Source organism: Streptomyces sp. NPDC007863, assembly GCF_040633895.1.
Classification (GTDB): domain Bacteria; phylum Actinomycetota; class Actinomycetes; order Streptomycetales; family Streptomycetaceae; genus Streptomyces.
Map to the genome: position 1 here is coordinate 118,449 of NZ_JBEYEI010000008.1, position 22,850 is coordinate 141,298.

The 22,850-nt window shown below is 69.5% G+C and carries 26 protein-coding genes; 10 read left to right on the forward strand and 16 right to left on the reverse strand.

The window, feature by feature from the left end:
* Window positions 1–5: 5 nt before the first annotated feature.
* Entirely contained in the window at window positions 6–845 is an 840-nt protein-coding gene (locus tag ABZ621_RS14885; RefSeq protein ID WP_360604352.1) for a glycerophosphodiester phosphodiesterase, read from the reverse strand.
* A gap of 187 nt (window positions 846–1,032) precedes the next feature.
* On the opposite strand from ABZ621_RS14885, the gene ABZ621_RS14890 reads away from it, so the two are divergent.
* The gene (locus ABZ621_RS14890; protein ID WP_360604354.1) at window positions 1,033–2,553 is read left to right on the forward strand and encodes a trypsin-like peptidase domain-containing protein; all 1,521 of its coding nucleotides are present in this window, start codon (window positions 1,033–1,035) and stop codon (window positions 2,551–2,553) included.
* A 95-nt stretch (window positions 2,554–2,648) separates the two neighbouring features.
* Here the strand turns inward: ABZ621_RS14890 and ABZ621_RS14895 are convergent, their stop codons facing one another.
* On the reverse strand, window positions 2,649–3,506 hold the full coding sequence (locus ABZ621_RS14895; protein WP_360604356.1) for an MHYT domain-containing protein: 858 nt from the start codon (window positions 3,504–3,506) through the stop codon (window positions 2,649–2,651).
* A gap of 707 nt (window positions 3,507–4,213) precedes the next feature.
* Between ABZ621_RS14895 and ABZ621_RS14900 the strand changes: the two genes are divergently transcribed.
* Window positions 4,214–5,077 (forward strand): hypothetical protein, encoded by an 864-nt coding sequence (locus ABZ621_RS14900; RefSeq protein WP_360604358.1) that lies wholly within the window; start codon window positions 4,214–4,216, stop codon window positions 5,075–5,077.
* Window positions 5,078–5,174: 97 nt separating this feature from the next.
* Here the strand turns inward: ABZ621_RS14900 and ABZ621_RS14905 are convergent, their stop codons facing one another.
* From ABZ621_RS14905 to ABZ621_RS14960, 12 genes are all read right to left on the reverse strand, one after another.
* A complete protein-coding gene (locus ABZ621_RS14905; protein WP_360604360.1) occupies window positions 5,175–6,554 on the reverse strand; it encodes a site-specific integrase in 1,380 nt (459 codons plus the stop codon).
* Window positions 6,555–6,618: 64 nt separating this feature from the next.
* Entirely contained in the window at window positions 6,619–6,834 is a 216-nt protein-coding gene (locus ABZ621_RS14910; protein ID WP_360604362.1) for a helix-turn-helix domain-containing protein, read from the reverse strand.
* Window positions 6,835–6,899: 65 nt separating this feature from the next.
* Window positions 6,900–7,919, reverse strand: coding sequence for an AAA family ATPase (locus tag ABZ621_RS14915; RefSeq protein ID WP_360604364.1), 1,020 nt, complete (start codon window positions 7,917–7,919; stop codon window positions 6,900–6,902).
* Window positions 7,916–8,515, reverse strand: a complete 600-nt coding sequence (locus ABZ621_RS14920; RefSeq protein WP_360604366.1) for a hypothetical protein — start codon at window positions 8,513–8,515, stop codon at window positions 7,916–7,918. Before ABZ621_RS14920 ends, ABZ621_RS14915 begins: the two co-directional genes overlap by 4 nt.
* The gene (locus ABZ621_RS14925; protein ID WP_360604368.1) at window positions 8,512–9,396 is read right to left on the reverse strand and encodes a bifunctional DNA primase/polymerase; all 885 of its coding nucleotides are present in this window, start codon (window positions 9,394–9,396) and stop codon (window positions 8,512–8,514) included. The genes ABZ621_RS14920 and ABZ621_RS14925 overlap by 4 nt, the downstream gene beginning before the upstream one ends.
* An 89-nt stretch (window positions 9,397–9,485) precedes the next feature.
* The gene (locus tag ABZ621_RS14930; protein WP_360604370.1) at window positions 9,486–9,827 is read right to left on the reverse strand and encodes a hypothetical protein; all 342 of its coding nucleotides are present in this window, start codon (window positions 9,825–9,827) and stop codon (window positions 9,486–9,488) included.
* A 16-nt stretch (window positions 9,828–9,843) separates the two neighbouring features.
* Window positions 9,844–10,032 carry a hypothetical protein gene (locus ABZ621_RS14935; RefSeq protein WP_360604372.1) on the reverse strand — a complete coding sequence of 63 codons (189 nt, stop codon included), beginning with the start codon at window positions 10,030–10,032 and terminating at the stop codon, window positions 9,844–9,846.
* Window positions 10,033–10,175: 143 nt separating this feature from the next.
* A complete protein-coding gene (locus ABZ621_RS14940) occupies window positions 10,176–10,430 on the reverse strand; it encodes a hypothetical protein (RefSeq protein WP_360604374.1) in 255 nt (84 codons plus the stop codon).
* 141 nt (window positions 10,431–10,571) lie between these two features.
* Complete coding sequence (locus ABZ621_RS14945) at window positions 10,572–12,770, reverse strand: cell division protein FtsK (RefSeq protein ID WP_360604376.1); 2,199 nt, start codon at window positions 12,768–12,770, stop codon at window positions 10,572–10,574.
* 96 nt (window positions 12,771–12,866) lie between these two features.
* On the reverse strand, window positions 12,867–13,811 hold the full coding sequence (locus ABZ621_RS14950) for a DUF2637 domain-containing protein (RefSeq protein WP_360604378.1): 945 nt from the start codon (window positions 13,809–13,811) through the stop codon (window positions 12,867–12,869).
* Entirely contained in the window at window positions 13,808–14,122 is a 315-nt protein-coding gene (locus ABZ621_RS14955) for a hypothetical protein (protein WP_360604380.1), read from the reverse strand. Before ABZ621_RS14955 ends, ABZ621_RS14950 begins: the two co-directional genes overlap by 4 nt.
* A gap of 111 nt (window positions 14,123–14,233) precedes the next feature.
* Window positions 14,234–14,608, reverse strand: a complete 375-nt coding sequence (locus tag ABZ621_RS14960) for a hypothetical protein (protein WP_360604382.1) — start codon at window positions 14,606–14,608, stop codon at window positions 14,234–14,236.
* A gap of 327 nt (window positions 14,609–14,935) precedes the next feature.
* On the opposite strand from ABZ621_RS14960, the gene ABZ621_RS14965 reads away from it, so the two are divergent.
* Both ABZ621_RS14965 and ABZ621_RS14970 read left to right on the forward strand, forming a co-directional pair.
* Window positions 14,936–15,724, forward strand: coding sequence for a GntR family transcriptional regulator (locus ABZ621_RS14965; RefSeq protein WP_360604679.1), 789 nt, complete (start codon window positions 14,936–14,938; stop codon window positions 15,722–15,724).
* 8 nt (window positions 15,725–15,732) lie between these two features.
* Window positions 15,733–16,491 (forward strand): glycosyltransferase family 2 protein, encoded by a 759-nt coding sequence (locus tag ABZ621_RS14970; protein ID WP_360604384.1) that lies wholly within the window; start codon window positions 15,733–15,735, stop codon window positions 16,489–16,491.
* On the opposite strand, the gene ABZ621_RS14975 is transcribed toward ABZ621_RS14970, so the two are convergent.
* Window positions 16,481–17,236, reverse strand: coding sequence for a GntR family transcriptional regulator (locus ABZ621_RS14975; protein ID WP_360604386.1), 756 nt, complete (start codon window positions 17,234–17,236; stop codon window positions 16,481–16,483). The two genes, ABZ621_RS14970 and ABZ621_RS14975, sit on opposite strands and share 11 nt — an antisense overlap.
* Before the next feature lie 75 nt (window positions 17,237–17,311).
* Between ABZ621_RS14975 and ABZ621_RS14980 the strand changes: the two genes are divergently transcribed.
* The 3 genes from ABZ621_RS14980 to ABZ621_RS14990 all read left to right on the forward strand — a co-directional run bounded on the left by ABZ621_RS14980 (window position 17,312) and on the right by ABZ621_RS14990 (window position 19,423).
* Window positions 17,312–17,614 (forward strand): hypothetical protein, encoded by a 303-nt coding sequence (locus ABZ621_RS14980; protein WP_360604388.1) that lies wholly within the window; start codon window positions 17,312–17,314, stop codon window positions 17,612–17,614.
* 727 nt (window positions 17,615–18,341) lie between these two features.
* Entirely contained in the window at window positions 18,342–19,079 is a 738-nt protein-coding gene (locus tag ABZ621_RS14985; RefSeq protein WP_360604390.1) for a GntR family transcriptional regulator, read from the forward strand.
* Window positions 19,076–19,423 carry a hypothetical protein gene (locus ABZ621_RS14990; protein ID WP_360604392.1) on the forward strand — a complete coding sequence of 116 codons (348 nt, stop codon included), beginning with the start codon at window positions 19,076–19,078 and terminating at the stop codon, window positions 19,421–19,423. Before ABZ621_RS14985 ends, ABZ621_RS14990 begins: the two co-directional genes overlap by 4 nt.
* Window positions 19,424–19,521: 98 nt before the next feature.
* Here ABZ621_RS14990 and ABZ621_RS14995 read toward each other — a convergent pair whose 3' ends face one another.
* A complete protein-coding gene (locus ABZ621_RS14995; RefSeq protein WP_360604394.1) occupies window positions 19,522–20,445 on the reverse strand; it encodes an FkbM family methyltransferase in 924 nt (307 codons plus the stop codon).
* A gap of 664 nt (window positions 20,446–21,109) precedes the next feature.
* Here ABZ621_RS14995 and ABZ621_RS15000 point away from each other — a divergent pair.
* The 3 genes from ABZ621_RS15000 (at window position 21,110) to ABZ621_RS15010 (ending at window position 22,843) form a co-directional block, all read left to right on the forward strand.
* On the forward strand, window positions 21,110–21,643 hold the full coding sequence (locus tag ABZ621_RS15000; protein ID WP_360604396.1) for a hypothetical protein: 534 nt from the start codon (window positions 21,110–21,112) through the stop codon (window positions 21,641–21,643).
* Window positions 21,644–21,852: 209 nt separating this feature from the next.
* Window positions 21,853–22,086 (forward strand): hypothetical protein, encoded by a 234-nt coding sequence (locus tag ABZ621_RS15005; RefSeq protein ID WP_360604398.1) that lies wholly within the window; start codon window positions 21,853–21,855, stop codon window positions 22,084–22,086.
* Between the two features lie 271 nt (window positions 22,087–22,357).
* The gene (locus ABZ621_RS15010; protein ID WP_360604400.1) at window positions 22,358–22,843 is read left to right on the forward strand and encodes a hypothetical protein; all 486 of its coding nucleotides are present in this window, start codon (window positions 22,358–22,360) and stop codon (window positions 22,841–22,843) included.
* Window positions 22,844–22,850: the final 7 nt, after the last annotated feature.

Genomic DNA, 22,850 nt, shown 5'->3' on the forward strand with positions numbered 1-22,850 from the left:
GTGGTTCAGGAGCGGCCGAGCTGTTCGAGGACGGCCTTGGGGCGGTTGGTGATGATCGCGTCGACGCCCAGGCGCAGACAGAGCTCGACGTCCTCCGGATCGTCCACCGTCCAGACGTGGACCTGGTGGCCGGCCTTCTGCAGGCGCAGGATGACGGCCGGATGGTGGCGGACGATCCGGATGGAGGGACCCGCCACGCGCGCGCCCGCGGGGAGGCGTCCGTCGCGCAGCCGGGGGGTGACGAACTGGGCGAGCGAGACGGTCGGGAGCGTCGGCGCGGCGGCGGTGATCCGGTGCAGGGAACGGGCCGAGAAGCTCATGATCCGTACCGGGGACTCCTCGGGCGCCACGGGCGCGTGCAGGCCGAAACGCTCCAGGAGCGCGAGCAGCCGGTCCTCGACCTGGCCCGCCCAGCGGGTGGGGTGCTTGGTCTCGATGGCGAGCTCGACCCGCCGGCCCGCGTCGGAGACCAGTTCCAGAAGCCGTTCCAGGGTGAGGACCGAGGTGTACTCGGGGTCGCCCCAGTCGGGGATCTCGCCGGGCTCGCCGGAGTCCTCGCGCTCCTTGAACTTCTTCCAGGCGCCGAAGTCCAGCGCGGAGAGGTCGGCGAGTTCGAGCGTGGAGACGGCCCCGCGGCCGTTCGAGGTACGGTCGACGCGGCGGTCGTGGACGCACACCAGGTGCCCGTCGGCCGTGAGCCGGACGTCGCACTCCAGGGCGTCGGCGCCGTCCTCGATGGCCTTCACGTAGGCGGCCAGGGTGTGTTCCGGCGCGTCCTCCGAGGCTCCTCGGTGGGCGACGACCTGGACGGGGCCGGGGTGCGGTTGCTGCCGTGCGTGGGTCACCGCGTCATGGTGCCATTGGCAGGGCGGCCAGGGCACACCGGACCTGTCCGTTCTGTCCGGATATAAAGAATGAGGTGCGTACGCACAGCTCCGCCTTACAGCGGCCTGACGCCTGGTGGGAAAAGCTGTGTCCAGCACCCTGGAGCGACCGTCACCGTCCCCGCGCCGTGAACGAGGAGAGCGAGCTGTGAGCACCGAGAACGAGGGCACCGAGGTTCCGGCGGACCCGACTGCCCCGTCCGCCCCCGCCACGCCGCCCGCCCCCGCCACCCCGCCGTCCGCCGCGACACCGGCGGCGCAGGTCCCGCAGGAGGCCCCGCACCCGCAGCAGCCTCAGGAGGCCGCGCAGCCGCAGCCCCAGCAGCCTGCGGCGCCGTCCGGCGCGGACGCGACGACCCGGATCCAGCCGCCGGTCCCGCCCGCGCCCCCGGCTCCCGCTCCCGTGCCTTCGATGCCCGCCTCCGCCCCGTACGCGCCCGCGCACGCCCCCGAACCCGCGGCCGCCGGCGGCGGTGGCTGGCCGCCGGCGCCCCCGGCCGTCCCGTCCTGGGGCGAGCCGGTCCCGGCCCTGCCCGCGGACCAGGCCGCGCCGCGCAAGCGCACCGGCGGGCTCGTCGCGGCGGTCCTGGTGGCGGCGCTCGTCGCCGGCGGCATCGGCGGCGGCATCGGGTACTGGGCGGCCCAGCGCGAGGACGGCGGCACGGCGTCCACGACGGTCTCCTCCGGCGAAGCCCCCGCCTCCTTCAAGCGGGAGCCGGGCACGGTCGCGGCGGTCGCCGCGAAGGCGCTGCCGAGCGTGGTCACCATCCAGGCCAAGTCGGGCGGCACGCAGGGCGAGGGCGGTACCGGCACCGGTTTCGTCTACGACCAGCAGGGCCACATCGTCACCAACAACCACGTGGTGGCGTCGGCGGCGGAGGGCGGCACGCTCTCCGCGACCTTCTCGGACGGCCGGACGTACGACGCCGAGGTCGTCGGCCGTGCCGAGGGCTACGACGTGGCCGTGATCAAGCTCAAGAAGGCCCCGGAGGGGCTGAAGCCGCTGCCGCTGGGCGACTCGGACAAGGTGGCGGTCGGCGACTCGACGATCGCGATCGGCGCGCCCTTCGGCCTCTCCAACACGGTGACGACCGGCATCATCAGCGCCAAGAACCGTCCGGTGGCCTCGGGCGACGGCGGCGGCAGCAACTCGTACATGAGCGCCCTGCAGACGGACGCCTCGATCAACCCCGGCAACTCGGGCGGTCCGCTGCTCGACGCGGCCGGCGCGGTGATCGGCATCAACTCGGCGATCCAGTCCACCGGCGGCTACGGCCAGTCGCAGGCGGGCTCCATCGGCCTCGGCTTCGCGATCCCGGTGAACCAGGCGAAGACGGTGGCCGAGCAGCTGATCAAGACCGGCAAGCCGGTCTACCCGGTGATCGGCGCGACCGTGAACATGAACGACAAGGGCGAGGGCGCGCGCATCGCCGAGCAGGGCGCGGGCGGCACGGACGCGGTGATGCCGAGCGGCCCGGCGGCCAAGGCGGGCCTGAAGCCCGGCGACGTGATCACCGCCTTCGGCGACCACCCCATCGACAGCGGCCCGTCGCTCATCGGCGAGATCTGGACCCACAAGCCGGGCGACTCGGTGGAGATCACGTACGAGCGCGACGGCAAGACGGCGAAGACGACGGTGGTCCTCGGCGAGCGCACCGGCGACAGCTGACGCGCATGGGCGCGTATTGACGCACGCTGACGCACGCGCGCGTGAGGACACGGAAACGGCGCCGGGGGAACACCCCGGCGCCGTTTCCGCGCTCCTCAGAGACTCCGGCTCTCCCTCTCGGGGCTCCCGCCGGTGACGCCCCAGTTGTTGCCGGCGTTCAGGCCGGTCCGGAGGTCGCCGATGTCGATGCGCGGAGCCGGCCGGGCGGCGGTCTCGTCCTCGCCCATGATGAGCATCGGGTCGAGCATGACGACGGCGGCGGCCAGGACCAGGAAGATCAGCGGGCCGACGAGCAGCGGCAGCACGTCGATGACGGAGGAGCCGTCGCCCGTGGTGGCGTGGGCGTCATGGGCGACCGTGACGCCGACGGCGGCCATGCCGGTGTAGTGCATGCCGGTCACGGCGATGCCCATGATCACGCTCGCGCCGAGGCTGGCGAGGAAGCCGCGGACCGAGACGGCGGCCCAGAGCGCGGCGGTCGCGGCGACGACGGCGATGAGGACGGAGAGCGCGACGACGCCGGGCCCGTACGTCAGGGAACCGTTCATCCGCATGGCGGCCATGCCCAGGTAGTGCATCCCCGCCACGCCGAGGCCGGTGAAGAGGCCGGCGGTGAGCAGCGGGGCGGGCCGCGCGCCGCGATAGCCCACGGTGAAGACGCCGGCGCCGACGACGAGCACCGCCACGAGCAGGCTGAGGAAGGTCAGCGTGCCGTCGTACGAGATGTCCGCCTCGCTCACCTGGAAGCCGAGCATCGCGATGAAGTGCATGGTCCAGATCCCGCACCCGATCGACGCGGCCCCGAGCGCGAGCCACCCGGGCTTCCGGGTCCGCCCGGTCGCGAGCGACCGTACGGTGCAGCGCAGCCCCAGCGCGCTGCCCAGGCAGGCCATCACATAGCCCACGAGTGGCGTGACCATGCCATAGCTGAACCCGTCGATCGTGCCCTGCACCCTGCGACCCTCTGTTCTTCTCAAGAAACGTGGAGATGTGGTGAAGGGGACTTTAACCCGGCGATCACGGCGATCTTCAGGCACCCGTCGCATTACGGCGCCATTCCGGTCACACCCCCCGACCCTTCGCGAATCCCCCCGACCCGTCCCGCCGCCCGCCGCCCCCTCTCCCCACCCGGTACGCTGTAGCCCGCTCCGCCCCAAGCGGTCCGGAGCGAGGGTGGGTTGCCCGAGCGGCCTAAGGGAACGGTCTTGAAATCCGCGATCAGCTTCGCGAGTTGAACCAGCCCGTCGAGAGAGACTTTCCGCAGCTGGCAAAGCTGCACGTGAGAGGGGCTGCCGAGTAGATCGGCAGCCCCTTCCACGTGTCCGGCTGTCCCACCGTGTCCCACCCAGTCCCGCTGTGGATCAGTGCGTGTGGCCAACCTGTGGTCAGGTGATGGGGGCCTGAGTTCGCCGGAATCGGTGGGGAAGCGGCGGGCTCGATGTCATGATCCCGTCTCATGGGGGGATGGATGAGGGGGTTACTGGGAGCCGAGGCGCGTCGCGTTCGGCAGCGGCAGAAGGCCGACAGGGCGATTGAAGCGCTCGGCGCCAGCCTGACTCGGTTAGATCTGACGCAGCCGGCGTCTTCACGCGTCAGGGTCGCGCTACGCAGATGGCACCGGGCTGAAGCCGCAGGGACTTTGGTCAGGTCGGCCGTGGAGATGGTGGCGATCTACTGGTCGCTCGTGATGGCCCGCGCTGTGGTGAACGGGTACCAGAAGTGGGATGCAGTCCCGACCACGTGGAAGGGCTTCTGGACGGATCTTGTCGCGATGCCCCCATTCGTCTTTGCTGGTGCTGCTTTCGTCGTCGGGTTCCAGGTGATCATTAGCGCCCTGTTCGTGACGATGTTCGTTGGGTTCCCCGCGGTGGCTGGCTGGAGGGTCTTTAGGGGATCTTCCAGCATCGTGCCTGGCATCCAGCACGCGCGCTCGGAAGAGGTCAGCCGGTACCTCCTTGTGTCACGCATTCAGGAGGCCATCGTCGCCTGTTCGGATGCTTACGTGGCAGGCGGCGAGAGGAAGGTCCATGCTCTGCTTCACGTTGGCGAGACTGTCCAGAAGGTTGCTCATGAGGTGACTGTCGGACGCCGAGCTTGGGGGGCTGTGCCGACCCGATCTCACCGGCAACGGGCGCTGAAGGAGCATGCTGGGCTTGTCGTTGCCGCGCTGCATAAGGCCGAGGCCCGCATCGACAGAGACCCGGATGATGCCCTGAAAAACCTGGCTCGCATGATGCTCACGATCGCGGAGCGGTACACCGCCGGCAAGGTCGGCGCACTGCTGGATGAAGAGGAGCTTGCCGGGCTTGTTGCCGTAGCGGACAGAGAGTCGTGGCGGATCGCTGGTACTGCGCTGGTCGTAGCCGGCGTTGGCGCGGGCATCGCTCTGTTGGACCTGCCCAGTACGGCGGAGACGTACCTCATCGGCGGCGCGGGCGCTGCGATCGTGGCCCTCCTCTATGGCCGCCGTGCGCACCGCGGCCTCGATGTGTTGGATGCGGTTCGAGGCATCCAACGCCCGTGAGCGGTAGAAACAGCAATGCCCCCCACCGGCGGTGAGGGGCATTGGCTATGCGGCTCAGGTGCCACGTGACCTTGGACGGGGTCAGACCCGGACTCTCTCACTCCAACGCGGCGTCGATCAGCTCGTTCGCCTTGTGCTGCTGGCCCCGCAGGAGCTTCGCGTAGAAGCGCCACAGGACCGCGATGCTGTGGCCGGCGCGGCTGGCTACCTCGACCGGATCGACGCCGACCTTGATCCAGAGTGAGACGCACGCGTGGCGGAGCGAGTACGGCACGTCGGCGAGCGGTGTGGTGACCTCCTCCTCGGAGAGGACCGTGCGACGGGCCTTCTGCCAGAGCTCGGTGTACTCGTTCGACCGGACTCGGCCACCGCGCACGGCCCGGAAGAGCCGGCCGTCCGGGGCGACGCCCTGGGTGGCGATGTGGTGGCGGAGCATCTGGACGAGGACCGGCGGGATGGGGACGGAGCGGGTGGCGCGGCGGGCTCGGCGCTTCAGGCCGCGTTCCTCGTACGGCTTGCCGTCGTTGGTCCAGCCGGAGCCGACCTCCGGGCGGCTGCCGGCGAGGATCATCTCGCCCCATCCCTCCTCCGGCAGGACGAGGTCCGTCTCCTTCAGGTCGGCCACTTCCGACGGGCGGTTCGCGGCGTAGTAGATGCATCCGAGGAACGCGTACAGGTGCTCGCCGCGGGGCCCCTGGGCCTGGACGGCGTCGATGAGCTTGCGGGCGGTCTTCGGTTCGGGGACGTAGCGGAAGTCGACCTCGTCGTCCGTCTCCGGCGCGCTCCAGTCGATCCGGGTGAGCGGGTTCACGTCGAGGAGGTCCCGTTCGACCGCGTACCGGAGCGCGTTGCTCAGCACCGTCCGCTTGCGGGCGACCGTGTTGTCCGCCGCCTTCTCGCCCTTCAAGGTGAGCGAGATCGCCTTGAGTGCGGGGCGGAGCTTGTCCGAGACAGCCAGGTCCTTGACCTTGAGGGAGTTGGCCGCGACCCAGGCGAGCGCGGCGGCCACCTCCTCCGGCGGCTCGTGGACGTCCTTCCTCGGCGCCCACTCACCCTCGTCGTCCTTGACCATCTGGAAGGCCCAGGTGCGCAGGGCCAGGCGGAGGACCTTGACCTCCGGGGTTCCCTTCCGGCTCGTGGTCAGTGCCGGCGTGATGTTGGTCAGGGCCTCTGCGATGCCGACGCGGTGCTTCGCGGCGGCGTGGGGCCACTTCATCCGGGCGTACGCGCAGGCGTGCTCGAACCAGGTAGGGGAGTTGAGCGCGCGCAGCTCGGACGCGGGGAGACCGGTCTCGGTGTCGAACTGTTCGCCCTTCCGCTGGGCCGACATGAGCTCGGAACGGCGACCGTCTGCCAGGGTGCTGGTCGCGAAGGGCTGGTAGTGGATCTCAGGCCCGACCCTCCACCGGAGCTGGAACGGTGACGCCTTGCTCGGTCGACTGCGGATGCCCCAGATCTTCACGTCGTAGGTCAGCAATGCGATACCTCCGAAAAAAAGGGGGCGCGCCCGCAAGGGCGCGCCCCACATCAGGGACGGCGGATCAGGCGGCGAGTTCGTCGCAGGCGGCGAACCAGGCGTCCAGGTCGCTCCGGCGGACGCGGATCTGGCCGTTCGGGAGCTTGAAGCACCGGGGGGCCTTGCCGCGGGCGCGGAGCCGGTAGAAGGCCGAACGGGACATCCTCAGCTCCGTCAGGACGTCCGGCAGCTTGAGGTTCGCGTCGCCGGACCGGCCCGACTTGGTGGGGGTACGGGGCATGGGAGCGGCTCCTCGGGTCCGTGTGACCGTAGTGACGGGTGTGACGCTGTGACGGGTGTGACGGCTCACGCGTCACCACCGGTCACGCCAGGGACGACGTAGCCGCCGTCCTGCCGGATGAGCTGGACGTCCTTGGCCATCCGCGAGCAGGTCTGCCGGACGAGGTCCGACTCCAGGCCCGTGCCCTCGGCGATGGCCTTCGGCCGGGCGCCGGGGTTCGCGCGGACGAAGCGGAGGATCGTCGCGCGGGTGTCGCCGATGGTGTGGTCGGCGGCGGGCCCTTCGAGGAGCTGCCAGGCGCCGGCCTCCGCGTAGAAGCGGAGGGCGTACTCGGCCTCGTCGACGTCGCGGCCCGTCACGTGCAGGACGCCGTCGGCCTGGCCGCGCGAGCGCTTCAGGACGAGCGTGGCGTCCGCGGCGCCCGCGAGGCCGTTCGTGCCGGAGACCTCGGCGAGGAAGTCGTCCGAAGCGGCCTTGCGCACGTGGTGGACGAGGACCATGGCGACGCCGTAGTGGTCCGCGATCCGCTTCGCGTGGCCGACGGCCGCGTAGTCCGCGTCGTAGGCGGAGGCGCCGGGGGCCGAGTTGCCGCGCATCTTCGCGAAGACGTCGATCACGACCATCCGCGCCTCGGGGTTGCGGTCAAGCCACTGGGCGATCGCCTCGTTCCCGCCCTGCGGCAGCGGCGGGCACGAGGTGGCCAGTGTCAGGCCCGAAGGCGCGGCGGTGCCACTGAGGATCTTCCCCATGCGGGTCTTGAGCCGCCGCGGGGTGTCCTCCAGGGCCAGGTAGAGGACGGGGCCGCCCTCGACCGGGATCGTGTCCATGGCCGTGCCGCCGGCCGCGACCGAGAGGGCCAGCCCGAGGGAGAGCCACGACTTGCCGACCTTCGGCGGTCCGGCGAGCAGGTTGACGCCCTCGGAGATGATTCCGGGGACGGCCCACTTCGGCTCCGGGAACTCGGTCGCCATCAGCTCGTCGGCCGTCCAGGCCGTCCGGATGCGCTGCTGGGCGGGCTGGAGCGGACGGGGCTCCGCCGGTACGGCGGAGTACAGGTGAGGCGGGTCGTACGGGGTGTCGTTCACTTCGCCTCGTCACTGTCGGGGGTCTGAGCCGCGATCCACTTCGCGGCGGCGGAGCAGGAGGCGAAGTTCTCCCGCGCACGGTCCCAGCGGAGGGCCCGGAGCCCGTACGCGCCGTTCGGCGTCGGCAACGCGACGGCGGAGAACTGCTTGCCACCGCGCGGACCGCGTCCCTCGTGGATCTCGCCGATCACGTCCTCGGCCGTGAGCCGGCGGGGCTTCACGCGGCTGACGAGGAACTCGTGGGGCTCGTCGTCGAACCAGGGCTCCCCCGGCCACAGGTAGACGCCGGCGACCTTGCGCGGGGGCTCGCCGAAGCCGATCGCCCGCGTGGTCGAGCTCCAACTGCTGCGGCTCTCACCGCTGATGACGTGGGCGACGCGGCAGGCGAGGCAGACCACGCGCACCGTCGTGCGGGAGTACGAACCGCCGTGCTCGCAGTCCTCGTTCGGGCAGGAGTGCCGCTCGGTCGCTCCGCCGTACGACGAGCGGTAGTGCTCGTCGTCGCGGACGTCGACGGTCCACGAAGGCCGCGGGCACTCCGCCCCGTGGGGCAGCTCGCGCCAGCCGAGGTGGACGTCCTGAACGCTGAGGTTCATGCGGCCCTCCTCGTGATGGTGCGCGGCTTGCGGGCACCGGCGCGGAGGCCGGAGGCGACCGTGCGGCGGGCGTCCGTCTCGCTCAGGCCCTTGCCCATGGCCGTGACGACGAGCTTCGCCGTCACCTGGCCCTCGGCCAGCTCTCCACCGGCCACGAGCTGTCCCAGGGCCACGGAGGCCTGGTAAAGGGCGTTGTTCCGGTTGCCCTCGACGGCCCGCGCGACCCGCTCGATCTCTCCGGTGAGGGCCGCCCCGAGGTAGCGGTCCAGGCCCTCCGTGGAGAGCAGTGACACGTTCAGCGGCCCCTGCGGCGGCAGCGTCGCCGGCACGAGGAGCTTCGCCAGCCATGTGGGCAACGGAGCCGGGATCGTCTCGTGGACGACCTGGTACGGCCTGCCGTCCACGGAGCTGCCCGCCCCCACGACGTAGCCGCCGTTCGCCCGGGTGTCGATCTTCCAGCCGAGCTTGCCGGCCGTGTTCCGGAGGGCGGTACCGGCCGGGGTCGTGAAGTACAGGTGGAGGCCACCGCTGCCCGTCCGGACCGTGTACGTGTTGCTGGGGTACCGCTCGCCGTGCTCCTCGGCGAGCACGCCGAGCGCATCGGTGCCGTCGGTCACACCTTCCGGGGATCCAGCCGGCGGGCGGTCCTCGTCGCCCTTGGGCACGTCGAGGTCGATGACGACCAGGCGGGACGGGCCGGTGGCGATGCCGACGTTGTAGACGCCGGTCGACCAGCAGCGCGTGAGGCGGGCGGGGTCGGTCGTGGCGCGGGTCTCCCACGAGCGGACGGCCGGACGCTTCCCGCCGGGGATGAGCGGGAATACGCGCCAGCCGCGTTCAGCGGGACGAAGGACTGCCGGGGGTGGGGTGAAATGGTGCATCCTGAGAGCACCTCCTGATTCCTTGGATGGGATGGGGAGGACCGGGGCAGCGGGCTTCGTTGGCCCGTCGACCGCTGCCCCGGGTCGACTCAGTGGTTCTGCTCGACCAGCCAGACGCGGTACTCCTCGCGGACGTACGCCTGGTGGTCCTCGGCGGCGACGAGGTCGTGGCCCCGGCGGCTCAGTCCGTGGCGCTCGACGTCGTGCGCGACCAGCCGACCGGCGGCGCCGAGCGCGGTGCGGACGAGCGGCCCGACCGCGCTCTCGATGGCGAGCCGGTCCAGCAACGCCGCCTGGCGGAGGAGGAACTCACGGTCCGACTCAAAGTCCGGGCCACCGGCGCGGGTTCGGAGCCATGCCAATTCGTCGCCCAGCGGCGGCGCGTCCGCGTACGTGGTGGCCGGATACGTGACGTCGGTTCGTTCAGCCATGAGGTTCCCTTCTTGATCACATGTCGGGGATGGCGTCGGCGAGCGCCGACATGACGCTGTCGATGGCCGGCGCGGCCGGCGTGCGGGAGAGGTAGTAGCCGAAGAGCACGGCGATGAGGGCTGCCGCACCCCCGACCGACTTCGAGCGGATGAGCAGGACGAGCAAGGCCCCGAACAGGAGCAGGGCGGAGATCGCAAGGGTCAAGATCGTTCCTCCGTTACGGGAGCGAGGGCGATACGGCCGGCGGGGTCGGCGGCGGCTGGCTCGCGGGGCACGAAGTGGCCGCGAAGCCGAGCAGCAGGCCGAGCAGGGAGAGGTGGACGAGTCGACGCATGGCGGCCTCCTCCTCAGCGGGTGCCGTCGTCGTGGAGCCGGACGGCGAGGTTGTAGAGACGGCGGCCGACCCGGGCGCGCTGTCCGTATCCCTCGCAGCGGCGGCAGTCGCGCCCGCGCTTGAGCCGCCCGCTGAAGCGGGAGACGCGGACCTTGGCACCCCATCCCTTGCACTTGCGGCAGGCACCGAAGGGGCTGGCCGCGCACAGGGCGGCGTAGCAGAGCGTGATGAGCAGGAGGAGCGTGGCGAAGTCGAACCACATGGGCATGGGAACCCCTCTCAGGGCAGGATCACCGGGTCGCACAGGTAGTGGTGCTAGGTGTTAGTGCACAGGTCAGAGGCGTGTGAGGTCGCTAGCGGGGGTGCTAGACCTAGCGGGGTGGACCGCTAGGTCTAGCGGCGCGAACGGCTAGGCCGCGGCGGCTCCGCCGTCACGTTCGGCGACGGCCTTGAGGAGGTCGGCGCGCTTGATGCCCCGCCGGTTCGCACCCTTGCCGTCCTCCGCGGTGCCCCACACCTGACCGGACCGGACTCCGTACGGCTTGAGCGCGAGGGTCAGCTGCTCGCCCGTCCACTCGCCGTACACCCCGGGCCGCAGCTCGGCGAGGGCGGCGACGGCCACCTCGTTCCAGACCTTCTGGCTGCCGTCCGGGATCGCGGCGAGAAGATCGGCGAGCAGGTCGTACGTCGGGGCCTCCTCGGCTGCCGGCTGCTCGCCGGCCGCGTGGCCAGCGAGCGTTCCGGCGCGCTCGCGCAGGGCACGGGCCCGGAGGGCGATGCGGTCGGCTTCCACGGCGTCGATGAACGCGGCCCGTACGATCCGGGCGTCCGCGCCTTCGCCGAGGAAGTAGCTGACGCCCTTCTCGGACCACGCGAAGAGGGTGGCCCGGACACCCCGCTTGTAGGCGCCGGTCCCGAGGACCATGTCGTTCTCGACCTGGCCCATGACCTTGAGGCACCAACGGGCGGAGGCGTTGGCGCTGATCGCCTTCGGGATGCTGTCCTTGTCCGGCCGCTGCGTCGCGAGCAGCAGCACGATCCCGGTCGCGGGGCCGCGCTTCACGAGGTCGACGCAGATCTCCTCGAACTCCGCGCCGTGCTTGTCGTGTTCGAACCAGACCTGGCACTCGTCCACGCCGATGACGATCGGGTGGAGGCCGAGCGAGCGCTTCGAGGCCAGCTCGGTGGTCACCTTGGACTCGGGGCAGATGTCCTTGGGCAGAGACCGGATCACCTTCGCCCGCCGGCGCATCTCCTCGCGGACCTGCCGGAGGTCGGCGATCGCGTACTCGATGTCCGCGTCTTCCTCCCCGGCCCGGTGCCGGTAGCCGACCCGGTCGCCGACCGCGTCGAGGTCGCCGGTGCCCTTGAGGTCGTACGTGTGGATCTCCGCGCGCACGTCGAGGGCGGCGATGAGCAGCAGGAGCCGGAGGAGGAAGGTCTTGCCCATCCGCGGGATGGCGCCGATCACTCCGGCGATGAACATGAGCGTGATGCCGACCCAGCGGCCCCGCTGATCCGTCCCCCAGTCGATCGGCCGGAAGAGGTCCACGGTTCCCGACTTGGCGAGCGGCCACGGTGCCTGCCGGGTCTTCGACAGATCCTGGTCGCCGACCCAGAGCCGGAGGCGTCCGGTGTGCTCATCGGCCGTGGCCTCCGGCCAGACACAGCCGAGCGGGCGGCGCAGACCGGAGGCGAGACGCTCGCGTCGGTCGGCGACGTCGGTCACGGTGACGCCGTACGGGAGATCTCCCTCGGCGAGCCACCCGGGGCCGTCGCGGGTGATCGGGGCGGTGAAGGTGAATCCGGGGCCGCCCCTGGCCTGGTCCTGGTTGATCGCCGGAATGCCGAGGGAGCCCAGGGCACGGAGGACGATGTCGCTCGTGAGCTTGGTCGCCTTCGGGATTTCCACGGCCCTGTTGATGACCGGAGAGTCGGCCGACTGCCCGAGCCGACCGAGCATCATGACTCCGGCCGCGATGGCGAACAGCGTCAGCCAGGTCGGGGCGATGACGTACATGGCCGCGGCGACGCTCGGGCCGGCCACGGCGGCGACGAGGGCGACGATCGTCCGCCACCGGACCCGGCGGTCCCGCTGGCGGGAGAGCTTGAGGTAGTCGCCGACGTCCTCGCGCCTGGCGGCGTCCAGCCGCAGCGGATTCCCCTCGGAGTCCGCCACCCATCGCATCGTGCTGCCGAGGAGCCGGGCGGCGCCGAGCGGCGCCTGCAGGGTGAGCCGGAGCGCGTACCAGGGCGTTCGAACCGCGTGGAACGCGGCGACGTGCCAGGCGTACGCCGCGACGCCCTTCCCCGCGGTCTTGAACTCGTCCCAGGACCGGGCCCAGGCGGGAATCACCGGACGCCGCTTCGAGCCGAGGACGCGGTCCACGAGACCGGGACCCGACTGTCCGCCGGGCCGGTCCACCATGATCACGGCGTCCGGGTCGGCTGACTCGTCAGGTCCGGCCGGAGCCGACTCAGCGGAGCGTCCGCTGCCCGACTCTCCGCCCTCCGTGGCGGACACCGACTCCGGGGAGTCGGCGGCGATCTCCTTCTCCAAGCGTGCGAAGAGCTCGCGCTCGTGAGCGTCACCGCTCTCGTGTTTCACTGAGGTTCCTTCCTGAACAGAGGGAGAGCCGGGCCCTGGCCCTACCCGCCAAAGCAGCGGCCGGGCCCGGCGAAAGTGGTGGAGCGGTCCTCGTCGTCAGACGCCGACCGGGTCGGGCAGCATCGGTTCCGCGCGCTCGGTCCTGAGGACGTCCCGGAGCTGGCGGGACCGGTCCTGACTGCATCCGACGGCCTTGCGGATCCGCTCGGCGTCCAAGTGCTCGTAGGGCCAGCCGGCCGTCAGAGCACGGGCCTTCGTGAGCGCTTCGTCCCAGCTCATGCGGGGGCTGTTCCTGTCACGTGCGATGCGGCGCCGCTGCCGGGGCTTCGGAGGTTCGGCCTCGTCCTCTTCGCTCCCCTCATCCGGGGGAGCCTCCGAGTCGAGTTCGCCCATCCGGAGAAGCACGAGGTCACGGCGGGGCGCGTTCCAGCGCCACAGCCGGCCGTATTGCTCGCGCAGCTCGGCGCGGGCCAACAGGCGCCGCTTCTCCTCGCGCAGGGCCTCGCGATAGTCGGTCAGCTCCCAGAGCACCATGCGGCGCCAGAGCGCGAGCGTTGCCCGCGGTGCGAAGAGCCAGCGGGAGCGCCGGATGCGTTCCATCCGACGGCCCGTGGCCGCGCCGATCCGTACGGCGTACCCGTGAGCGACGATCTCGCTGAGGACGACCCAGAGGAGCGGCATCGTCCCGTGTGCGATCCGGGCCGAAGTCGACGAGCCGGCCGCGATGTTCAGCCAGCAGGTGACGAGCGTCAGCGCCCACGGCACCACACGGACCCAGGCCAGCGGCATGCCGAACCTGATGAGCAGGAGGTTCGCCGCGGTGAAGACGGGGATCGCGAAGTCGATGCCGATGGGCAGCATCCAGGGCTCCGCGAAGCCCCAGCGTTCCGCAGCCTCCGACACGGAGCTGAACGAGGAGGCCAGGCCGAGACCTCCGACTCCGGCGCCGGCGGGAGCGACCGCTCCGAGGAGTACCCGCTCGCTCCTCGTGAGCGGAGGGAGCTGCGTGGGCGGTGCGGTGCGCGGGTCGGGCTGGCTCACGCGACCTTCCTCGATCGCAGAGTCCGGTTCTTCACGGCCCGGTTCCTCAGCGGCACCGCGTCCATCAGCTGCTCGGCGTAGAGCGTGTTCAGCAGCGACACCTCGTCGGCGTCGCTCGACTCCCGCATCTCCGCGAGCACGTCACGCGCGGCGGCGAGCCGGACAGCCCGCTGTTCGTCGGTCTCGTCCGGCACGCCGAGGAACAGGTCGCGGAAGTCCTCGGGCATCGGGACGTCGAACTCGAACCCGTAGGCGAGCTCGGTGAATTCAAGGGCGTTCACGGCCTCTTGGCCGCCAACGTACGTACGCATCGAACTCTCCTGAGTCCTGGATGGGATGGGAGAGCCGACGGCGATGGGCATCGTTTTGGCCCGTCGACCACCGCCGTCAGCAGGGAAGTGCGGAGATGTGCGAGTGGGCGGTCAGACGCGGAAGCGGCGAGGTCCGGTCAGACGCCTGCCCGAGTCGTAGGTGAGCTTCACGGCGGTGCAGCAGCCGAGGCCCGTCAGGAGGGCCAGCGGCCATCCGGCGCCGAGCTCCTGGGCGGAACGCCAGCCGATGACGGCAGCGGCCAGGGCCACGACGAGGGTCAGTACGGACACGACGGTGTGGGCGGCGCTCGGCGGCCGGCTGTGGCGGGCCACGACCTCCAGGTCGTAGGGCGCGGTCAGCCGCACGCCTCCGCCCGAGAGCTGGAGTGCGACGAGGTTGCCTTCCGAGTTCGTGGCCATCCCGGCCACTGTGGCAAGGGCCATGTCGCCGCGGTCGCGGACGACATCGCCGATGGCGAGCTGCATGGGTCCCCCTCTGGGAACAGATGGCGGACCGGGGGCGGAAGACCCGCCCCCGGGTGGAACGGGCGCCGTCGGGAGCGACGGCGCCGAAGATCAAATGCGCTGTTCTTTCAGGCACGCTGTGGAGTTTTCAAGGGACGAATGCGGCCTTCGTACTCACCCCTGCGGGCTTTCCTCCGGGCATCAGGCATCGCAACTCCTCAAGAGGTCAAGTCCTCAGGTCCTCTTTAGGAGTTGCCTAGGACTATTGCGTACGCCTCCTCCGGTCGTCAAGACCTCTTTAGGAGTCGTATGCTGGCGGCGTCCCTCGACTGGAACGGTGAGCACCACATGGCTAAGGCGTACGAGAAGATCGCCGATGAGCTGAGAGAGGCCATCCGCGCAGGTCAGCTAGCGCCTGGCGACAAGCTTCCGGCCGAGACCGCGCTGGCCGAGCGGCACAAGAAGAGCGTCCCGACGATCCGGGAAGCACTCCGCCTCCTCCAGGACGAGGGGCTGATCGAGAAGAAGCACGGCCGCGGCAACTTCGTCCGCCGGCCCCGTACTCGGGTGCTCCGTACGAACCTGCGCCACCAGTGGGAGAAGCACCGCGCCCGCGAGACCGAGCAGGAGCGCCTTCAGACCGGTGCCACCGAGCACGACACCGGCCTCCAGGTGAACGACCTCGTCTTCCACGCCTCCTACGGCGAGGCCAAGGCTGACGCGTCCCTGGCGCAGATGTTCGGAGTCCCCGAGGGCACGGCCCTGGTCGAGCGGAGCTACCGGACCCGGTACGCGGCGGAGACGGCGCCCTTCGCCCTCGTGTCCTCGTACCTGGTGCGCGACATGGTCGCCGTGAACCCCGACCTCCTGGACGAGACCAAGGAGCCGTGGCCCGGGGGCACGCAGAACCAGCTCCTGACGATCGGCATCGAACTGGACCGCATCGAGGAACTGATCATCGCTCGTCCCCCGACGCCCGAGGAGGCCGAGGAGCTGGAGCTCCCGCCGGGGACCTCGGTCCTCGTGCTCCGCAAGACCTCGTACGACACCGACAACCGCGCCGTGGAGATCTCCGACGTGACGCTGCCCGGCGATCGCACGGAAATGCTCTTCACCACTTCCCTCGAAAGGTGGTGAGTGCTGCCGTGAGCCGGCGCATCATCATCGTCACCGCTGTCCACGCTCCGTCGGCGCAGTTCCTGCCGGACGCGTACAAGTCCCTTTGCGAGCAGGAGCTCCCAGAAGGCTGGGAGTGGCGCTGGATCATCCAGGAGGACGGCAAGACCGACCAGGTCGCCCCGCATGTCCCCGAGGACGACCGCGTGACCTTCCACCAGGGCCGCCCCGGAGGGCCCGGCGTCGCCCGCATGATGGCGATGGCTCACGCGGACGGCGACTACGTCAAGGTCCTGGACGCCGACGACCAGTTGGCTCCCGGCGTCCTGGCCCGTGACCTGGCCGCGCTCGAAGCGGACGCGTCGATCGGTTGGGCGACGTCCCGTGTGCTCGACTTCCTGCCCGACGGTTCGACCGTCGGCTTCCCCGGAGACCCGGAGGCCGGCGCGATCGAGCGCGGCGAAGTCCTGGAGTACTGGAAGGCCAACGGCTTCCGCGCCCAGGTACACCCGGCCACCCTCTTCATCCGCAAGGACCTGCTTCTCGCCCTGGGGGGCTGGATGGCCCTGCCCGCCTCCGAGGACACCGGTCTGCTGATGGCGCTGAACGCGACGAGCCGGGGCTGGTTCTCGGCGGAGGTCGGCCTCCTCTACCGCAAGTGGCCCGGGCAGGCGACGAGCCAGGCCTCCCACACAGAGGCGGCCGAGCGCGACGCGCGGATGGCGGTCGTCCAGGCGCGGGCGGAGACGCTGACCGAGCTCGGGTGGAGCTACCCGGCTAACGACTGATCGGGACCTCGTAGACGATCTCGCAGAGCGCGGCGGGGATCACGATGTCCGCTGTCTCCACCGGACGTTCCTCGTCGCTGTAATACGTCCGCTGGATCCGTGTGACGAGCGCACCGCGCTGGACGCCGAGGAGGGCTGCCTCCTCGGCGTTCGCGTGTCCAGGCTCGGGACGTTCCTCGGCCCGGCTGACGGTGATGCCGATCTCGGCCATGCGGCGGACCACACCCATGCCGGCGTAGGGCCCGCCCTCCGGTAGTACCGCCAGCGTGCCGGACGTGATGCTGTACGGCTCCCAGCTCGTCGACACCAGCACAGGCTTGCCGTCGGCCAGGTACTCGTACGACGTGCGCACGCAGTAGTCCCCCTCGGGGATGCTGAGCCGGACCGCGATGTCCGCCGGGGCCGGCACCATCGCTTCGCTCCGGCTCTCCCAGGTGCCCCTCTTGCCGAACGCCGCCATCTCGGCGCGGAACAGCGAGCCGTCGGTGTGCTCGCTCTGTCGCGAACGGACCATCCGCAGCTTCTGCCGCGGCTCGGCGACGTACGTGCCCGAGCCCGCCCGGCCCTCCAGAACGCCCTGGGCGATCAGCGTCTCCTGAGCGCGCCGGATGACGGCCTCGCCCACCCCGCACTCCTGCGCCAGCTGCGCACGGGACGGCAGCCGGTCTCCCGGCGTCCATTCCTGGTCGGCGATGCGCTGTCGTAGCACGTCAGCGATGTGGAGGTACGGCGGCTGCTCACGCATATGGAAAATCTAGACCACTACCTCTAATCTAGATAGCTAGCTTGCTCTTAGCTATCTAGCTGTGGGGGTGACCAAGTGCAGCCGAGGGATGGCATCTCGTTATCCCCTGAAGGTCGTGTCGACCGTCTGGCCGCACGGCTGTCCGTCCTGGGGCTGGCGTCCGTCGTGACGCGCCGGGAGGGCTGCATTCGCGTCGAGGCGCACATCCCGCACGTGCTCGCCCCCGAGCTGTGGCGAGAGCTCTTCGCAGTGCTGAAGACAGCCGACCGGTTCGGACTGGTCGACAGCAGCGCGGACGGCCGCAGCGTATGGGCCGGAGTCGACGACAAAACCCCCGCGACGGTGCACGCCGCCCGGGGGCACGGCCATCAGCCCTAAGGAGCTGATCAGCATGTTCAACCGTATCCGTGACGCGCTCGCGCGCACCAGATCGCGGCGCCGGACGACGAGGGGGCGACACCGTCTCGGCATGGCGACTCCCGTTCGGCCGGCGACTGTTCCCCACGGCGGGGCGGTCCAGCACATCGCGGCGGGAGGTCCGGACGCCTTCGCCGGGGAGGAGACGGCGCTCGTCCGCCCGTACGTGGTGGCCGCCGAAGCGAGGGCCAGGCACGCCGCGACGTCCACGAGCTTGGCCGTCGGCACGGGCGGATGGGTTCCCGGGGGCGCGTGGTGAAGAAGCGCCCGAGTCCCCTCCTGCGCGTGACGTACGTCCGGACCCCTGCCCCGTACCGCTCCAGCGCGTGTCGCATCGGGTCGCACGGCGACTGCGTGCACGCGGCCCCTGCTGCGGCGCCCGTGGACATCCCGGTGATCTACGAGACCTGCGTATGCGCCTGCCACCCCGTCGAATCGGCAACGGGCGGTGACCGATGAGGAGTTCAGTCCCTCCCGGGGCCATGGCCGCTTCCATCGAGATCACGGCGGACAGCGTCCAGCGCGGTGACGTCATCCAACTGGGTGGCCAACCCTCTCTCGTGGTCGATCTCATTCAACTGCCCCGCGGAGCCAAGCGCCTCCGCTTCGACTCGGGGGAGTTCATGACGATGCACGCCCGGTCCCGCTTCATCGCTCTGCGCGTGATGAGAAGGTGGTGATTCACTCCGTGGCTTCCCGCCATCGGGTCATCTCGGATGACCTCCGGACACAGATCTCAACCGGCAGGATCAAGGCCGGCGAACGTCTCCCTTCCGAGGCGCAACTGGCTTCCCGCTACACGGTGAGCGTCCCGACCCTGAGGAGCGCCCTCGCGGTCCTCCAGGGCGAAGGGCTCGTCGAGAAGGTTCACGGCCGGGGGAACTTCGTCCGGCATCCCTTCCAGAGGATCACCTACGCCGGCGGAGGGCATACGCCCGACGTACAGGCGGCGACCAACGCGGCCCTCTGTGTCAGCGTGCGCGCGACCCGCCTGCGTGCGCGAGGCCGCGTGGCCACCCTCATGGGGGTGCCGGCGGGCACATCGCTGGCCGAGTTCGTCTGCCTCAGCCACGAAGGGCGGTCGCCGCACAGCCTGGCCCGAATCTATGTACCCCGAGACCTGGCGCCGGCCGCCTTGCCGGAATCCGGTGAGGTGTCGTGCGGTGAAGGAATCGACGCAGAGCTGGCAGTGCTTCGCCCGGCGCTCGCCGAGATCCGGGAACACGTCAGCGCCCGCCTCCCCACGCCGGAGGAAGCGGCCACTCTCCGGATCAGCTCGGCCCTGGCGGTCCTGGCCGTTGAGCGCGTGGCCACCGACACCACCGGGCGAGTAGTCCAGGCGGCGTTCCTGGTGCTTCCCGGGGACCGCGCCGACGCCGTCTTCATCACCCGCACCGTGACCGAGAAGAAGGAGGTAGAAGGATGACGGCATACGAGGAACTGCGGCTCCTGCCGTGGTCGGGACCCGACGGCAAGCCCTGCTTCCTGAGCACCGATGAGCCGGACGGCCACCTGTCCAGGGTGGCTGACAACGTCGAAGCGATCCAGCTCGGCATGGCCGCCGAACTGCTGGAACGTGCCACGGACGTGTTCGCGGACGAGGACGTGGCCCTTGAGCAGCTGAGGCCCGTGGCCTCCGACCTGACCAGGGCGCTTCGGGACGTGCTCCGCGTGGCGGTGAGCCGCGGCCAGCGGCTGCAGATCCCGGACGGCGTCGCGCTGGATGGAGATGAAGACGGACCCCGGCTCCCGGCGGCGGCCTTCGGCTGATCCGACCCGCATTTGCTGACGGCCTGGCCCTTCACCGTAGGGCCAGGCCGCCTTGTTGCGGCGCTCTGGGGCAAGGGCGGAGAGCCGGAGGCGCTGGCTCAGGGGAGGCGGTCCGCGTCGACGCGGGAGAAGACGAGGTCGCTCTCGCCGGCCACAGGGCCGACAAGCCGTTCGGGGACGCGGCCGGCTCCCTCCAGGGCCTCCACGTAGCTCCCCGGGGTGTAGTCGTTGACGAGCCGGTACGCGTGGAATCCGTGCGCTCGCATCGTCTCCATCAGTTCGTCGACTGAGTCGCCGAGCTGCGCCATGCGGGTCGGCGTCACCTCCACGGTGATTTCGGCATCGTGCCGAAGACGGGGAAGCAACGGAGCCATTCCGCGTATGACGCTCCCCTCCGCGCCCTCCACATCGATCTTGATGACGCGTGCTCGGGCGATCTCGCCGGCAGTGAGGAGAGCCGGCAGCGGCTGCGCCTTGATCTCGAAGGTCGACTCGGCCGGTCCCTCATACGGGACGATGCTGTTCGCACCCATGTTGGCGGAGCTGGCGAGCACGAACTTCAAGACCCTCTCGGTGTCCGAGACGGCGCCGTTGATCGCCCGGACGTTGCGGTAGTCGTTGAGACCGACGTTCCGCAGGAGGTGCCGATGGAACACCGGCGAAGCTTCGACGGCGACGACCTGGCCGCGGTCCCCGACGAGCTTGGCGGCGAGGAGGGTGTAGTAGCCGATGTTGGCGCCCACGTCGATGTAGGTGTCACCCGGGCGCAGCCGTCGTCGAAGCCACCCGGTCATGTACGGCTCCCAGACCCCGAACAGGTACACGTACCGCTGGATGAGGTCCTGGGTGTCGACGGCGACGCGGGCGCCGAATCCGGTCTCGGTGACACGCTGACGCGGATGTTCCCGGAGGTGCGGGTTGAGGTAGTGACTCGCGAGCAAGGCCTTGCCCACCGGTAGCGGAGCTGCGCGTATGTACCGTCGGGCGAGGGTGACCAGGGCTTCTGACACTTGGGTTCTCATGATCGCCTCTCCGCCGGGTGTATCCGAACCGTATCGGTTGTGTGGACCATCAAGGGTGATCGACTCTGCTCGGCAGGCCCTTAATCAGCCAATCGGCCGAAATCTCAATCGGAATCGAGAGTTCAGTTGTGGTGAATGGAGGGATTCTCGGGCGGAGTGTGTGGGGGCCTGTCCGTTATTATGCAAAAATGTCGCCTCAGGTGAACCTCAAACTTCCATCAATCCCTCGCGTACCGCCTTCCCGATCGCTAACTTCTTTCAAGTGAGGCCGGACCGGCGGCGTTACTCGACCATAATGGGGGGTGAAATGCAGTTCAGGAGGACTACTTTGGTGCCCCACTGGCGCGTCGGATGCTTGATTTTCGTTGGCGGAGACGGATGGCGGGGCGCCGGTTGATCCGCTTGACCTGCAGCCGCAGACGGGATGCTGATCTATTTTCAGTGCCCATAGGGGAGATGCTGTGCTGAAGCAGGCCTTGATGGCCGGATAAGGCGTCGCGATCTACCCCCTGCGGGGCGATCATAGTTGCAAATAGGCGACCTCAGGAATGCTGGGTAGATTATCGGATGCCTGTGGGGCATCGAATCCACATCCCGGTACTGCTTAGATGAATGCGTGCATCAGGGCGTTTTTAGTTCAATTTCGTGAAAACGGGAGAATTAAATGAACCGGTTTGGCAAGGGGTCTATGCTGGCGGCAGCGGCCATGATGGCGGCGAGCATAATCTCCCCGACGGTTGCGTTAGCCGAGGAAGGCCCCGAACCCGCCCCGGAAGGGGTTTGCTCGGGAGGCTGGCGCAGCAATGTGTACGGCTACAGCTCCACCCACATCGGTAGCGGTCCCATCTACAAGGATGGCCCCGGTGGAACCATCGTGGTCACCAGGACGACCGCGGGAGCGGCGAAGACCTCGTTCACGGGGACTGCGGGAGTATCGGTCAGCTTCGCCGTCGGCGAGGCGAAGGCGGAGATCAGCCGCGAGGCTACCAACGAGGTCAGTTGGGGCACCGAGCATCAGTACCGACGGAACGTCTCCTCGGGGAAGTACGGGAACACCCAGTACGGCTCCTGGGGTCACAACGCCACCTGGGAAAAGTACTACGAGCTTCCCAGCTGCGCGAAGTCGCAGCGAACCTCGGGCGCCGTGAAGATCGCGAACAACTCCATCGGATTCCGCTACTGGGAGACCAGCTACTGATGAGCCCACTCCGCCGGATCCTAACGAGTGCTGTAGTCGCCACGACGGCAGCGGCGGTAGCCGGCTGTTCGGAGGCAGGGCTGCCCCAGCCTCAGCCGTCGACTACATCATCCGCCCCCGCCGTAAAGCTGACCGCTCCGGAAATCCGGCCAGGGCATCATCAGGTCGTGTCAGGGGGACCTCGTCGCGGGTCCTGGGACCTGGGTTCCGTGAACCTCACCAAGGGAATCTCCTGGGTGAATGTGAACTGCGTCGCCTCCGCTGGGAAAGGGCAGCTCACTCTGACCATCGACACGGTAGGCGAATTCGTCATCACCTGCCCGAGCGACAAGTCTCATATTGGAGTCAATCAGCTCGATTTGGCGGAAACCCGAAAGGGTCGATTCCATATCGAGACCACGAGTCATGTCCAGTGGATAGCGGATATTCAGGTCCCTGACTGATCTGATTTAACTGGCGTGGCGCCCTGGAAGGGTGCGATCGCCAACGGTTCCTTGAGAGGGACACTGCAGGTTGAGGCGCGTGCCAGGACATGCGCCTGGGGGGGGCGTCAGGCGAATCGGCGCTCCCCCATTGGCGTTCCAAGGGGAATTTCGGAAAATCTGCGTATCCCGTCGGGCGGCGATCCGATTCTGGGCCTGCACCGCTATGGCTTCCTTGTGAGGCACGTGCCACCCTCCGTCGACAGACGCATCGGCAGATGAGGAGACGGTCATGACCGCATCCAACGGCACCGCCAAGACAGAGGCCAGCGAGACTGAGGATGCCCTCCGTACACGCCATGGAGCTCGTGCCCAGAGCGCGGTGAACCGCGCTGCTGCGGCGTGCCGCCACGCCGGCGTCGATGGTGACCAGGCCAAGCTCATACCGAACAGCCTGGAGTCGAAAGCGGCTCAGGCAGTGCGTTTGTCCAGTCAGTCTGTGGATGCCCTGAAGGAGGCGGCGCCCGATCCGGCGGCCGATGCGCGGTGTGCCCGTAACGCTGCTGCCGCCGCCACTGTCGCTGCCCAACTGGCCAAGGAGCACGGTGATGGTAGTGGCCTTGCCGTGGCTGCCTACCAGACCGCCGTCCAGGCCTCCCTGACGGCTGCCGCGGCAGCGGGTGGAAGTGCCCTGGGGCGGGACGAAGAGCTGAACACCAAGGCTGAGGCCGCTGAGGCGGATGCCATAGCCGCTGCCCTGGCTGCGGGCTGGATGTAGCACACTC

Excerpts from the sequence above, each read along its gene's own strand:
- ABZ621_RS14900 (WP_360604358.1), top strand. The coding sequence starts at position 4,214 with ATGGTGGCGATCTACTGGTCGCTCGTGATGGCCCGCGCTGTGGTGAAC.
- ABZ621_RS14910 (WP_360604362.1), bottom strand. The coding sequence starts at position 6,834 with ATGCCCCGTACCCCCACCAAGTCGGGCCGGTCCGGCGACGCGAACCTC.
- ABZ621_RS14920 (WP_360604366.1), bottom strand. The coding sequence starts at position 8,515 with ATGAACCTCAGCGTTCAGGACGTCCACCTCGGCTGGCGCGAGCTGCCC.
- ABZ621_RS14925 (WP_360604368.1), bottom strand. The coding sequence starts at position 9,396 with ATGCACCATTTCACCCCACCCCCGGCAGTCCTTCGTCCCGCTGAACGC.
- ABZ621_RS14930 (WP_360604370.1), bottom strand. The coding sequence starts at position 9,827 with ATGGCTGAACGAACCGACGTCACGTATCCGGCCACCACGTACGCGGAC.
- ABZ621_RS14940 (WP_360604374.1), bottom strand. The coding sequence starts at position 10,430 with ATGCCCATGTGGTTCGACTTCGCCACGCTCCTCCTGCTCATCACGCTC.
- ABZ621_RS14955 (WP_360604380.1), bottom strand. The coding sequence starts at position 14,122 with ATGCGTACGTACGTTGGCGGCCAAGAGGCCGTGAACGCCCTTGAATTC.
- ABZ621_RS14960 (WP_360604382.1), bottom strand. The coding sequence starts at position 14,608 with ATGCAGCTCGCCATCGGCGATGTCGTCCGCGACCGCGGCGACATGGCC.
- ABZ621_RS14965 (WP_360604679.1), top strand. The coding sequence starts at position 14,936 with ATGGCTAAGGCGTACGAGAAGATCGCCGATGAGCTGAGAGAGGCCATC.
- ABZ621_RS14975 (WP_360604386.1), bottom strand. The coding sequence starts at position 17,236 with ATGCGTGAGCAGCCGCCGTACCTCCACATCGCTGACGTGCTACGACAG.
- ABZ621_RS14990 (WP_360604392.1), top strand. The coding sequence starts at position 19,076 with ATGACGGCATACGAGGAACTGCGGCTCCTGCCGTGGTCGGGACCCGAC.
- ABZ621_RS14995 (WP_360604394.1), bottom strand. The coding sequence starts at position 20,445 with ATGAGAACCCAAGTGTCAGAAGCCCTGGTCACCCTCGCCCGACGGTAC.
- ABZ621_RS15000 (WP_360604396.1), top strand. The coding sequence starts at position 21,110 with ATGAACCGGTTTGGCAAGGGGTCTATGCTGGCGGCAGCGGCCATGATG.
- ABZ621_RS15010 (WP_360604400.1), top strand. The coding sequence starts at position 22,358 with ATGACCGCATCCAACGGCACCGCCAAGACAGAGGCCAGCGAGACTGAG.